Origin of the sequence: Vibrio coralliilyticus ATCC BAA-450 (assembly GCF_000176135.1) — a bacterium.
Classification (GTDB): domain Bacteria; phylum Pseudomonadota; class Gammaproteobacteria; order Enterobacterales; family Vibrionaceae; genus Vibrio; species Vibrio coralliilyticus.
In genome coordinates, this window is record NZ_ACZN01000010.1 from 47994 (window position 1) to 60495 (window position 12502).

Sequence of the window (12502 nt, forward strand, 5' to 3'; positions counted from 1 at the left end):
CATCTTTGGGGAGTAGCTTACCAACACAATCAGCCTGATTGTTTGGTTCGTTCGTCAACATAATTGGTGCACAATCACCATGGCGCTCGAGACTCATCGCCTGATGGGTTTAGCAAGACCTTAGATAAACATCGTGAACCGGGGTGGGGCACGAGGTTTGTCTTAGGTTTAAAATAATTATCCCTGCCTCAATGAGCATGTCGTGAGCGTTTTAGCTATTTCAATTACCACTGTCGCTTTAGCCGAAATTGGTGACAAAACCCAGCTATTGTCTTTGCTGTTGGCCAGTCGTTATCGAAAACCGATACCGATTATCGCCGCTATTTTCTTCGCTACTATTGCCAATCACGCCCTTGCGGCTTGGTTAGGTGTGGTTGTGGCCGACTATTTATCACCTGAGGTGCTTAAGTGGGTCGTGGTGGCAAGTTTTCTCGCTATGGCGGGTTGGGTACTGATCCCAGATAAGCTGGATGATGACGATGAAATTTCTAACCGAGGGCCGTTTGTCGCCAGTTTTATTGCGTTCTTTATCGCTGAAATTGGTGATAAAACTCAGATTGCCACGTCTATCTTAGGAGCTCAGTTTGCTGATGCGTTGACGTTAGTGATAATCGGTACCACGCTGGGCATGCTGGCAGCTAATGTCCCTGTAGTTCTGATTGGTAAATTGTCAGCCGATAAAATGCCGCTCAACCTGATCCGTAAGGTGACGGCTCTGCTATTTATCGCTCTGGCGGTTGGCGCTGCGTTTTTCTAAAACGGTCGCTAACGTGCGATAAAAAGCGGATATCTGGTGGAGAAATGCGATAGATCAAACTCTATGCTAAATTCGTGTAAGGGCGTGATCGCTGACATATTCGTGTCATACTTGTCATGCTAACTTAACGGTGTGAATGATGTTACTCAAGGTGAGAAAGATTCTGTTTATTCTTCAAACACCTAGAGTATAGCGAGAGGGCAACATTATGCTTACACGTTATATGGGGATGACCCCAAAAAGTCAGAGTTATCTATTCACTTTCGGCTTGGTACTGTGTTTACTGGCAATGGTACTGACCGACATGTGGCTACCGATTGTTGCAGGTTCATTTGTGTTGACCGCGTTGACGGTTGAAGCCTGGATTCGAGTCGCGCACATTATCCCAATGCACGAAGAAATGCGGGCAATGCAAAAACAGCTGAGAAAATTGCAATCTGAAGTCCACACCATTGAATATGACGAATAAACAAACGGCTGCCCCAGGCAGCCATTTTTCACTTCAATTAGTTTAGCGTTAACGCTAATCCATTCCTTTCTTGATCAGATACTGATAAGGCAGCTCTTCAGTTTGAGCCGCAATCAGCTGGTGATCCATAAAGCGGCAGAAGCTCGGAATGTCACGTGTGGTGGATGGGTCATCGGCTTTTACCAGCAGAATCTCGCCCTCTTGCATGTTACGGATTGTCTTCCTGACCATCATCACGGGCTCTGGGCAGCGCAGTCCTTCTGCCTCTAAAGTCTGGGTCGCCTGTTCTGAATTGATTGTCATGGTCATATCTTTGGTTACCTCAATAGGGGGTAGATAATACTGGTGAAGAAAAAATATTCAATAACCCCTTGGCAAATCGATCAAATTGTTTTAACTTAGTTAACAAGTTGGTAACATTTAAAACAAGGAGCGCTTATGTTGACAGCTTTAGATCGTCTAACAATCTATTCCGTGCTGTGCTTTATTTCTTTTTGCGCACTTGTTTTACGTACACCAGCAGAATCGTCGTTTATGCCTTTGCTCGGCATGGTTGCGACGGTTGTAGGGATTTGGCTCGAGATGCATCGCTGGCCGAGCGCATCTGAAGAGCAAGAAAATTGATGGTTGAACTTCCAACAACCATTCTCAATTGTAACTACGCTCAATTACATTCCGACACTATCCCCATTTTTCTTGGGCTTCCCCGCTGAAAGGCGGGATTTTTTTTATCTAAAGAGTACAATTCAATAAATACACCCTTCATTTTAAGTGGCTATTTGTGGAATTAGAAGACATCTATCGCCGTGATCTGAATTTGCTGGTGGCGTTGCGGGTTTTAATCGAAGAGTGCAGTGTCAGTAAGGCAGCACATCGACTTAATCTTAGCCAGTCTGCGATGAGCCGAGTGTTAGGTCGGTTGCGTGATATGCTGGATGACCCTTTGTTTACACGCCAGGGGCAACACCTGATTCCAACCGAAAAAGCGCTTGAAGTCGACAAAGCACTGGGAGAGCCGCTGGAGTCTCTGCGTCAGGTGTTGTCTCCGATTCAAACTGAACCGCAAAGCTTTGAGAACACCTTCAATATCGCCACCACTGACTATGCGATGCAGACTATTCTGCCCTTTGCTTTGCCGCGTATTTATCAGGAAGCGCCCAATGTGTCGATTAACTTTCTACCTCTGCAACATGACCGATTAGCTGATCAGTTGACGTATGAGGGGGCGGATTTAGCCATATGCCGACCTATTGGCCCAGTAGAGCCACTGCGCAGTGAAATTCTTGGGCGTGTAGGGGTTTTATGTCTCTTATCTAAACAGCACCCGTTGGCCAACACGTCACTCAGTCTGAAGGACTACCTAACCTATCCACATGCGATGATTGCTATCAGTGATGGCGTCAAAGCGTTAATTGAGCAGGCTCTGGTCGATCAGCCAAAACGAAAAATGGTGCTGCGGGCTTATCATCTGGAAGCGGCATTGGCGATTGTGGATACCATGCCGCTGATCATTACGGTGCCAGCGGATTTAGCTTATCTGGTTGCAGAGCGTTACGATTTGGCGGTTAAACCTTTGCCGTTCCAGTTCACGCCGTTTGATTATTCTATGATCTGGCATGCACGTTGCGAGCACTCACCAGCACAGGAATGGCTGCGATCTGTGGTGAGAGAAGAGTGTAGCCGTTTGATTGCCAAACGTATCGCAGATATGGGATTGGATTAACACGATTTCGATCGATACAAAAAGAGCCAGCAATGCTGGCTCTTTTACTTTGAATCTTAGAATTACAGCTTAATCACAACGCGACCTGTTACTTGACCGTTAGTGATGTCTTCTGCGTACTTTGGTGCATCGGCAAGAGCCACTTCAGTACAGGCTTGCTCAAAGTAGCTGTCAGGTAGTAGTTCAACCAGTTTTTCCCAAGCGGCGATACGCTTCTCTGTTGGGCACATCACTGAGTCTACGCCTTGCAAGCGAACATTACGCAGAATAAAAGGCATCACTGTGGTCGGTAGGTCAAAGCCACCCGCCAGACCACAAGCGGCTACTGCGCTGTTGTAATCCATTTGCGCCAGTACTTTCGCTAGGACTTTGCTGCCCACGGTATCAACGGCGCCAGCCCAAACTTGTTTTTCCAGTGGGCGTGCGGGTTCTTCAAACTCGACACGATCAATGATGCGACTTGCGCCCAGCTTTTCTAGGAGAGGACCATTTTGTTCAATACGGCCAGTCACCGCCGCCACTTTGTAGCCGAGCGTTGCCAATAGCGTTACCGCTACTGAACCCACACCACCACTGGCGCCTGTGACCAGAATTTCACCTGACTCAGGTTTGACATCAGCGTCGATAAGCGCTTGAACACACAGCATGGCAGTAAAGCCAGCGGTGCCAACCATCATGGCCTTTTTGCTGTCGATCCCTTTTGGCAGTGGCACCAACCAGTCTGCTTTTAGGCGCGCACGTTGAGCCATACCACCCCAGTGATTCTCACCCACACCCCAGCCAGTTAATACGACTTTATCGCCGACTTGGTAACGTTCATCATCTGAGTGAGCAACGGTGCCTGCCATATCGATGCCCGGTACCATAGGGAAGTTGCGGATGATCTTACCTTTGCCAGTGATCGCCAGACCATCTTTGTAGTTGAGTGATGAGTAATCGACATCGATCAGTACGTCGCCTTGTGGCAACTGTGCTTCGTCGATTTGTTCTACAGAGGCGATGGTGCGTTTTTCTTCTTGGTTTAGAATCAGTGCGTTAAACATAGATGGTCTCCACTACGCGGTAGCAAACATTTAAAAACTGATATTGAGTGTAGACTGAAAGTCACTATGACTAAAATGAAACTTTAGCATTATATACATGCATACAGTGCATTGTGGAAAGTCGTATTGGGCAGTAAAGAAAAAGCCAGTCATGTGACTGGCTTTTTGATGATTAAGAAAGGAAAAACTTATACGACGGGTTGTCGGTTTCGTCTTTGCATTGATAACCCAGCTCTCGCAAATGGGCGGAAAATCGTGATAAATCGGCTTCATCCAGTTCAAAGCCACACAATACTCGACCATAGTCGGCACCATGGTTGCGATAGTTGAACAGACTGATGTTCCAATGTGTGCCTAATGTGCTGAGGAATTTCAGCAATGCACCTGGGTACTCTGGGAACTCAAAGCTGTATAGACGTTCTTTCAGCTGCTTCGACGGCTTACCACCAATCATGTAACGAATGTGCAGTTTTGCCATTTCGTCGTCTGACAAGTCGACCACAGGGTAACCACCTTCACGCAGATCGTGAATGATGTGTTCCAGCTCTTCCTGCCCACCTTGTAGACGGACACCAACAAAAATGTTGGCCAGATCGTCATCGTTGTAGCGGTAGTTGAACTCAGTGACCGCTCGGCCGCCAATTAAGTTACAGAACTCAAAGAATGCGCCTTGGCGTTCTGGAATCGTGACTGCCAGCAGGCCTTCACGTTTTTCACCCAGTTCACAACGCTCAGAGACGTAGCGCAGACCGTGGAAGTTCGTGTTCGCACCTGACAGAACAGTACCTAGGTTGCTGTTCTTAAGCTCGTTTTGCTCGGCGTATTTCTTCAACCCAGCTAAAGCTAGCGCACCAGAAGGCTCTGCGATAGCGCGCGTATCTTCAAAGATGTCTTTGACTGCGGCGCAAATCTCATCGCTGGAAACGGTAATGTGTCCATCGAGGTACTTTTGACATAAGCGGAACGTCTCTTCACCGATGCGTTTTACCGCGACGCCATCAGCAAACATGCTGACCTGATCGAGAACGACGGGCTCACCCGCATCTAAAGCTGCCTTAAGACACGCTGAATCTTCAGGCTCAACCGCGATGACTTTGATTTCTGGCATCAGCTGTTTGACCAACACCGCCACACCAGCTGCTAAACCACCGCCACCAACTGGCACAAAGATATGATCGAGATGACCATTTTGTTGCAGCATCTCAATGCCAATGGTGCCTTGGCCCGCGATCACTAATGGGTGATCAAAAGGAGGCACAAATGTATAGCCATATTGTTCTGACAAACGCTCGGCTTCAGCTTTGGCTTCATCAAAGTTATTGCCGTGCAGTACCACGTGACCGCCAAAACCACGTACCGCTTCGACTTTAATGTCAGGTGTGGTCTTTGGCATCACAATTGTGGTTTTGATACCAAGCTTAGTGCCGGAAAGCGCCATACCTTGTGCATGGTTACCCGCTGAGGCGGCAATCACGCCAGCGGCCTTCTGCGCTTCAGACAAACTGGCAACCATATTGTAGGCGCCACGTAGTTTGAACGAATGAACTGGCTGGCGGTCTTCGCGCTTGATTTGCACTTTGTTGCCAATTCGTTCACTCAGGCGTGGCATTTCCTGCAAAGGCGTTACCGTTGCTGCTTCATAAACCGGAGCTCTTAAGATATGGCGCAGATAGTCTGCGCCAGTCTGATGAGCTTTCCCTGAAAAGAGAGAATCAGACATAAGCTAGTCCTCTAGCTTAGATTTATCTCGCACTGCCCCTTTGTCAGCACTGGTTGCCATACTTGCGTACGCTTTGAGTGCAAAAGAAACTTCACGTTGACGATCGACTGGTTTCCAGCCCAGTTCGTCTTGTTTTGCACGGCGCTCAGCAAGTTCCTGCTCTGAGACTTCTAGAGAAATAGAACGGTTTGGAATATCAATTGCGATCATATCGCCTTGTTTCACCAGACCAATCGCACCACCATTCGCCGCTTCAGGTGAAGCATGACCAATGGACAGGCCAGACGTACCGCCAGAGAAGCGACCATCTGTCAGCAGTGCACACTCTTTACCAAGCCCCATTGATTTCAGGTAAGTGGTTGGATAAAGCATTTCCTGCATACCTGGGCCCCCTTTAGGGCCTTCATAGCGGATGACAACCACATCGCCTGCTTTGACTTTACCGCCTAAGATGCCTTCAACGGCGTCTTCTTGGCTTTCAAACACTACAGCAGGACCAGTGAATTTATGAATGCTCTCATCAACGCCAGCTGTTTTCACAATACAACCATCAAGAGCGATGTTGCCTGACAGAACGGCTAGGCCTCCTTCTTGAGAGAACGCGTGATCGATTGAACGGATACAACCATCAGCGCGATCATCATCAAGACGATCCCAACGACAATCTTGTGAGAAAGCTTTGGTAGTACGAATGCCTGCAGGGCCTGCGCGGAAGAACTTCAATACATCTTCATCTTCCGTTTGGATGATGTCGTATTGTGCTAGCTGCTCTTTCATTGAAAGGCCGAGCACGGTGCGCGCATCATTGTGAAGCAAACCTGCGCGGTCTAGCTCACCGAGGATAGCCATAACACCACCCGCGCGGTGTACGTCTTCCATGTGATATTTCTGAGTTGATGGCGCCACTTTACATAGGTGAGGTACTTTGCGAGATAAGCGATCGATATCTTCCATATCGAAGTCAATCTCACCTTCTTGCGCAGCAGCGAGCAGGTGAAGAATGGTATTAGTTGAGCCGCCCATGGCGATATCAAGCGCCATTGCGTTTTCGAATGCATCAAAAGTGGCGATATTGCGCGGCAGTGCAGATTCATCATCTTGCTCGTAGTAACGGCGTGTCAGTTCAACGATACGTTTACCAGCGTTGATAAATAGTTCTTCGCGGTCTGCGTGTGTCGCTAGCATTGAACCGTTACCTGGCTGAGAAAGACCAAGCGCTTCAGTCAGGCAGTTCATTGAGTTCGCTGTGAACATACCTGAACATGAACCACATGTCGGACATGCGCTGCGTTCGATCTGTTCACTTTGCTCGTCTGAAACTTTCGGGTCTGCACCTTGGATCATCGCATCAACCAAGTCTAGCTTGATGATTTGGTCAGAAAGCTTAGTTTTACCCGCTTCCATTGGACCGCCAGAAACAAAGATTACTGGGATGTTAAGGCGCATTGACGCCATTAGCATTCCCGGAGTGATTTTGTCACAGTTGGAGATACATACCATGGCATCGGCACAGTGAGCATTCACCATGTACTCTACCGAGTCAGCGATAAGCTCACGCGATGGCAGTGAATAAAGCATGCCACCGTGGCCCATTGCGATACCATCGTCGACTGCGATGGTGTTGAATTCTTTGGCTATACCGCCTGCTTTCTCGATTTCACCGGCGACCAGTTGGCCCATATCTTTAAGGTGAACGTGGCCCGGTACAAACTGAGTGAATGAGTTCACGACTGCGATGATTGGCTTACCAAAATCTTCATCTTTTACGCCAGTTGCACGCCACAGTGCACGAGCACCCGCCATGTTACGACCGTGAGTGGTGGTTGCTGATCTGTATTTAGGCATCTTACTACTTCCTTTATTTTGCCGCGTCTGCTGGGTAAACGTAATCTAACCAGCCCCACTTATCTTCAGTGGTGCCGTTGAATAGTCCAAAGTAAGCTTCTTGCAGCTCTTTGGTGATAGGGCCGCGTTTACCGCTGCCTACGTCAATTTTATCTATGGTTGCAACAGGAACGACCTCTGCTGCAGTACCTGTCATAAACACTTCGTCTGCTAGATAAAGTGCTTCGCGAGCAATGTTTGCTTCGCGTACTTGGTAACCTTTGTCACGAGCGATGGTCATGATCGAATCACGAGTAATGCCCGGTAGGATGGCGCTGGTTGCTGGTGGCGTGGTGATCACACCATCTTTAATCACAAAGATGTTCTCACCTGCGCCTTCAGATAAATAACCATCAACACTTAATGCAATACCCTCATCGTAGCCATGACGACGTGCTTCACCGCCAACCAGCAATGAAGACAGGTAGTTACCGCCAGCTTTCGCTGCGGTTGGAATGGTGTTTGGCGCCGCACGGTTCCAGCTGGAAATCATCGCATCGACCCCTTTCTCCAAGGCTTCTTCACCTAGGTAAGAGCCCCATGGGAAAGCGGCTATGATCAGGTCCATTTCGGTGCCCTGCGGTGGACACACACCGAGGCCAACATTGCCAACAAAACCTAGCGGACGAATATAAGCGCTATCGAGTTTGTTCTCGCGCAGTGTTTCGCGCGTCGCTTCCATGATTTCATCCACAGAGTAAGGGATAGGGAAACGGTAGATTTTGGCTGAATCCTTCAGTCGCTTCGCATGCTCACGATGGCGGAATATAATTGGTCCTTTAGGCGTGTTGTAGCAGCGCACACCTTCAAATACTGAAGTACCGTAGTGCATCGCATGAGTCAATACGTGAACATTCGCTTCTTTCCACGGTACCAGCTTGCCATTAAACCAAATGTAATCCGCTGTTGTAGTAGCCATTATTGCCTTCCTTTATGCACAAATTTTTTGTTGTAGGTTGTTATTCGGTAGCTCGTCACTGGCGATTTGTGTTACCTCAACCGTGCGCACATCCCAGAGCTTTTCAATCTGATTGGTCAGAAAGGAGATCGGACGATCGCTGTCGACGATGATCTCGACACTGGCAATCTTGCTCTCATGGTTCTGTGTGCCTGCAACTTGTCTAACAATGAAACCACGATGGCGAACCACACGAAGAACACGCTCCAGCAGTACCGGTTTGTCGTCTGCTTTAATGTCGATTAGATATCTTTCCATCTTATGTGTTCTCCAGCATGTCATTGTTAGAAGCACCTGGTGGCACCAGTGGCCACACGTTTTCTTCTTCGTCGATCAAAACGTGTAGCAAGTACGAGGTTTTACTTTCCAGCATTTCCTGAATCGCCGGCTCAACTTCTTCTTTTCTCGTGATCGTTTTTCCAGGAATATCAAACGCTTTCGCTAAGGTGATGAAATCTGGGTTGTCATCCAGAATGGTTTCACTGTGGCGACCATCAAAGAACAGCGACTGCCATTGACGTACCATGCCTAAGCGTTGGTTGTTCAATAGAACGATTTTGACTGGAATCTGGCGACGTTTTAGCGTACCCAGTTCCTGAACGTTCATCATGAAAGAGCCGTCACCTGTAATAAGGATAGACTGATCATCCGGACGTGCGACCGCGGCACCCATAGCGGCAGGAAGGCCAAAGCCCATGGTGCCTAAGCCTGCGGATGTGATGAAGTTTTGTGGGTCACGTGGCTGAATATGCTGCGCTGCCCACATCTGGTGCTGACCTACATCGGTTGAGACCATTGAACTATCAGGCATCATGTCGGACAACTGTTTGAGCATACCCGGAGCAAAAATTAGATCACCCGGGTGGTCGTAACGCCACTTAAAGCCACTACGCAGACTTTCACTGTGCTTGACCCATGGCGTGATGTCTTGAGTCAGCTCGAGTTGAGGAAGAAGGGAATTGATATCACCGCGCAGTGGCGCATGGGCGTGACGCAGCTTGTTGATCTCAGCGGCATCGATGTCGATATGGATAACGCGAGCGTGAGGGGCGAACGTTTCCAATTTACCTGTGACTCGGTCATCGAATCGCGCGCCAACAGCAATCAACAGGTCACATTCTTGAACGACTAGGTTCGCGGCTTTGGTGCCGTGCATACCCAGCATGCCAAGGTAATGTGGGTCGTGACGTTCGATAGTACCTAAGCCTTTCAGGGTGCTGACCGAAGGCATTGGGTTTAAACGTAAGAATTCGCGAACGGCTTTTGTGGCTTTACCCAGTTGTACACCACCACCAACATAAAATACTGGTCGGGTACTTTGTGAAAGAAGCTCCTGAGCGGCAGAAATGGCTTCTGCTTTAGGAACGGGAAGCGCTGGTGGTGTGAATGGAGGTAAAACGTCAACCGGTGCCTGAGCCAGCTGAACATCTTTAGCGATGTCGACAATCACTGGTCCTGGTCGGCCTGCTTTAGCGACTTCAAACGCTTCGGCTAAAGTTGGTGCAAGCTCTTCAATCTCAGTCACGAGGTAGCTGTGCTTGGTACAGGATAGCGACATTCCTATCACATCCATTTCCTGGAAAGCGTCTGTCCCGATGTGGGAACTGGCGACCTGACCCGTGATTGCCACCATTGGGATCGAATCCATAAACGCATCGGCCAAACCGGTTACTAGGTTAGTGGCACCGGGACCAGATGTTGCCATACAGACTGCGACATCTTGAGTCGCGCGTGCCATACCGATAGCGGCCATCGCTGCACCTTGTTCGTGACGGCAGAGGATGTGCTCGACGCCACCGTCATACAGCGCGTCATAAATTGGCATGATGGCACCGCCTGGATAGCCGAATACGGTTTTGATGCCCTGTTGTTTTAATGCGGCTACGACTAATTCAGCACCTGTCATCGTAAGCCTCCTTGACTACCTAAGTAGTAATGTTGTGTTGTTGTGCACGTCATGTGCGCTCCCATTCTTCCTGCCAGCTCGCGGCTGAGCTCTTTATTTTTCTGTCTGCCTGACTAAGTCAGTGTTTATTTTTCGCTGATTTTCAGCGTTTAAGTTGAAAAAAACCCCCGGACTTTATCAGTGCGGGGGTTTTTTTGAATTTGGTGTTTTATTTTTCGCCCACCAGCCCCCGCGCGGAATCAATAATGACCACGATAATCAGGACAATCAGTGCGTTAATGCGGGCGTCGAAATTCATATTCTTTTCTAATGTTGTGCTTACGTAATATGGTACGAAATTGTTTGCGTCACTAGTGGTAACATAGAATTCCGTTACGTGACAAGCAAAAAGTCATTCTTTTTTCACATTCTCTCATCATCTCACCACGCTATATAACAAGATTGTTAGAAAAGTGCGCAAGTTATCAAACAGATAAATAGATAGCAGAGAGTGTAGGAAAAATTATGGGTTTAGCCATTATTTACAGTCGGGCATCGGTGGGGGTTGAAGCGCCACCTGTGACGGTAGAGGTGCATATCAGTAATGGAATGCCGGGGTTCACTCTGGTGGGATTACCGGAAACCACGGTCAAAGAGTCACGTGACCGAGTGCGCAGCGCGATCATCAACTCTCGATTTGAGTTCCCAGCCAAGCGAATCACAGTCAATCTTGCACCTGCCGATCTGCCCAAGGAGGGAGGGCGCTTTGATTTGCCGATTGCACTTGGCATTCTCGCTGCTTCAGAGCAGATTCCAGTCAGCGGTTTGGCGGAAAAAGAATTCGTTGGTGAGCTGGCTTTGTCGGGGGAACTGCGAGGAGTGAAAGGGGTATTGCCTGCAGCGCTGGCAGCCAACAAAGCACAGCGAAGCTTGGTTGTGCCTCATTACAACGGAGATCAAGCCGCGTTAGTGGGCGAAGAACAGCATAAATCTGCCCAAAGCTTACTGGAAGTGTGCGCCGATCTTTGCGGCCAACAAAAGCTTAGCCTGCATCAAACACAAAATCTGCACCGAGCGGTGGATAATGGCCGCGACTTGCAAGACATCATTGGTCAGCAGCAAGGTAAACGTGCTTTGGAGATTGCCGCGGCAGGTAACCACAACTTGTTATTTTTAGGCCCGCCTGGGACGGGGAAAACCATGCTCGCCTCGCGTTTGTGCGATTTGCTGCCGGAAATGAGTGACGACGAAGCAATGGAAACTGCATCTGTTGCGTCGCTGACTCAGCAGGAGATTAATGCGCTTAACTGGAAGCGGCGCCCCTTTCGTGCACCGCACCATTCAAGTTCAATGGCAGCGCTCGTCGGCGGAGGCACAATCCCAAGGCCGGGTGAAATTTCTTTGGCGCACAATGGGTTGCTGTTTCTTGATGAAATGCCAGAGTTTGAACGTAAGGTGCTTGACTCATTGCGTGAGCCACTGGAATCCGGGGAGATTATTATCTCGCGTGCTCAGGGCAAAACTCGTTTCCCTGCACGCTTTCAGCTGGTGGGCGCCCTTAACCCGAGTCCGACGGGGTATTACGAAGGTAATCAGTCGAGAGTTAATCCACAAACCATTTTACGTTATCTGAGTCGGTTATCTGGCCCTCTACTGGATCGTTTTGATATGTCACTTGAGATCCCAGCGTTACCTAAAGGTACTTTGGCCGAAGGGGGCGATCGTGGTGAACCTACAGAAGTAGTTAAGCAAAGGGTTCTCAATGCCAGAGTCTGTATGCTGGAGCGCTCCAATAAGGTTAATGCACTGTTGGGCAGTCGCGAAATAGAGGAGTACTGCCCATTGAAAAAAGAAGATGCGCAGTTTTTGGAGAGTGCGCTGCACCGACTTGGGTTGTCAATTCGGGCTTATCACCGAATCATTAAGGTCGCGCGCACTATTGCTGATTTAGATGGTCAGTCGCAGATTGCTCGCAATCACCTGGCTGAAGCGTTGGGATATCGGGCAATGGACCGATTGCTTAAGCAATTGACCGCTCAGGCGGTGTAAAAAAGCCCGCACTG

Annotated in this window: 12 protein-coding genes; 5 read left to right on the plus strand and 7 right to left on the minus strand. The window is 48.9% G+C overall.

Going from position 1 to position 12502, the window contains the following annotated elements:
• Positions 1–202 precede the first annotated feature (202 nt).
• Together VIC_RS02070 and VIC_RS02075 are read left to right on the plus strand one after the other, a co-directional pair.
• Positions 203–757 (plus strand): TMEM165/GDT1 family protein, encoded by a 555-nt coding sequence (locus tag VIC_RS02070; protein WP_006957482.1) that lies wholly within the window; start codon positions 203–205, stop codon positions 755–757.
• A 208-nt stretch (positions 758–965) separates the two neighbouring features.
• Entirely contained in the window at positions 966–1226 is a 261-nt protein-coding gene (locus VIC_RS02075; protein WP_006957484.1) for a hypothetical protein, read from the plus strand.
• A gap of 54 nt (positions 1227–1280) precedes the next feature.
• Here the strand turns inward: VIC_RS02075 and tusA are convergent, their stop codons facing one another.
• Positions 1281–1529, minus strand: a complete 249-nt coding sequence (gene tusA, locus VIC_RS02080) for a sulfurtransferase TusA (RefSeq protein WP_038514221.1) — start codon at positions 1527–1529, stop codon at positions 1281–1283.
• Positions 1530–1664: 135 nt separating this feature from the next.
• Here tusA and VIC_RS02085 point away from each other — a divergent pair, with 135 nt between their 5' ends.
• Both VIC_RS02085 and VIC_RS02090 read left to right on the plus strand, forming a co-directional pair.
• A complete protein-coding gene (locus tag VIC_RS02085; RefSeq protein WP_006957487.1) occupies positions 1665–1850 on the plus strand; it encodes a hypothetical protein in 186 nt (61 codons plus the stop codon).
• Positions 1851–2007: 157 nt separating this feature from the next.
• Positions 2008–2949: a LysR family transcriptional regulator gene (locus VIC_RS02090; protein WP_006957489.1), complete on the plus strand. Its 942-nt coding sequence runs from the start codon at positions 2008–2010 to the stop codon at positions 2947–2949.
• Positions 2950–3011: 62 nt separating this feature from the next.
• Here the strand turns inward: VIC_RS02090 and acuI are convergent, their stop codons facing one another.
• The 6 genes from acuI to ilvG all read right to left on the minus strand — a co-directional run bounded on the left by acuI (position 3012) and on the right by ilvG (position 10460).
• Entirely contained in the window at positions 3012–3992 is a 981-nt protein-coding gene (acuI, locus tag VIC_RS02095; RefSeq protein ID WP_006957491.1) for an acrylyl-CoA reductase (NADPH), read from the minus strand.
• Between the two features lie 172 nt (positions 3993–4164).
• Positions 4165–5712: a threonine ammonia-lyase, biosynthetic gene (ilvA, locus tag VIC_RS02100; RefSeq protein WP_006957492.1), complete on the minus strand. Its 1548-nt coding sequence runs from the start codon at positions 5710–5712 to the stop codon at positions 4165–4167.
• A gap of 3 nt (positions 5713–5715) precedes the next feature.
• The gene (ilvD, locus tag VIC_RS02105) at positions 5716–7557 is read right to left on the minus strand and encodes a dihydroxy-acid dehydratase (protein WP_006957493.1); all 1842 of its coding nucleotides are present in this window, start codon (positions 7555–7557) and stop codon (positions 5716–5718) included.
• Positions 7558–7570: 13 nt separating this feature from the next.
• Positions 7571–8515 carry a branched-chain-amino-acid transaminase gene (ilvE, locus tag VIC_RS02110; RefSeq protein WP_006957494.1) on the minus strand — a complete coding sequence of 315 codons (945 nt, stop codon included), beginning with the start codon at positions 8513–8515 and terminating at the stop codon, positions 7571–7573.
• 12 nt (positions 8516–8527) lie between these two features.
• Positions 8528–8812: an acetolactate synthase 2 small subunit gene (gene ilvM / locus VIC_RS02115; RefSeq protein ID WP_006957495.1), complete on the minus strand. Its 285-nt coding sequence runs from the start codon at positions 8810–8812 to the stop codon at positions 8528–8530.
• Between the two features lies 1 nt (position 8813).
• On the minus strand, positions 8814–10460 hold the full coding sequence (ilvG, locus tag VIC_RS02120) for an acetolactate synthase 2 catalytic subunit (protein WP_006957498.1): 1647 nt from the start codon (positions 10458–10460) through the stop codon (positions 8814–8816).
• A 504-nt stretch (positions 10461–10964) separates the two neighbouring features.
• On the opposite strand from ilvG, the gene VIC_RS02125 reads away from it, so the two are divergent.
• Positions 10965–12488 carry a YifB family Mg chelatase-like AAA ATPase gene (locus VIC_RS02125; protein WP_006957499.1) on the plus strand — a complete coding sequence of 508 codons (1524 nt, stop codon included), beginning with the start codon at positions 10965–10967 and terminating at the stop codon, positions 12486–12488.
• Positions 12489–12502: the final 14 nt, after the last annotated feature.

What these genes read in the sequence shown, in the direction of transcription:
- ilvG (WP_006957498.1), bottom strand. Translation starts at nt 10,460, where the DNA reads ATGACAGGTGCTGAATTAGTCGTAGCCGCATTAAAACAACAGGGCATC.
- VIC_RS02085 (WP_006957487.1), top strand. Translation starts at nt 1,665, where the DNA reads ATGTTGACAGCTTTAGATCGTCTAACAATCTATTCCGTGCTGTGCTTT.
- tusA (WP_038514221.1), bottom strand. Translation starts at nt 1,529, where the DNA reads ATGACAATCAATTCAGAACAGGCGACCCAGACTTTAGAGGCAGAAGGA.
- acuI (WP_006957491.1), bottom strand. Translation starts at nt 3,992, where the DNA reads ATGTTTAACGCACTGATTCTAAACCAAGAAGAAAAACGCACCATCGCC.
- ilvA (WP_006957492.1), bottom strand. Translation starts at nt 5,712, where the DNA reads ATGTCTGATTCTCTCTTTTCAGGGAAAGCTCATCAGACTGGCGCAGAC.
- ilvE (WP_006957494.1), bottom strand. Translation starts at nt 8,515, where the DNA reads ATGGCTACTACAACAGCGGATTACATTTGGTTTAATGGCAAGCTGGTA.
- ilvM (WP_006957495.1), bottom strand. Translation starts at nt 8,812, where the DNA reads ATGGAAAGATATCTAATCGACATTAAAGCAGACGACAAACCGGTACTG.
- ilvD (WP_006957493.1), bottom strand. Translation starts at nt 7,557, where the DNA reads ATGCCTAAATACAGATCAGCAACCACCACTCACGGTCGTAACATGGCG.
- VIC_RS02075 (WP_006957484.1), top strand. Translation starts at nt 966, where the DNA reads ATGCTTACACGTTATATGGGGATGACCCCAAAAAGTCAGAGTTATCTA.
- VIC_RS02125 (WP_006957499.1), top strand. Translation starts at nt 10,965, where the DNA reads ATGGGTTTAGCCATTATTTACAGTCGGGCATCGGTGGGGGTTGAAGCG.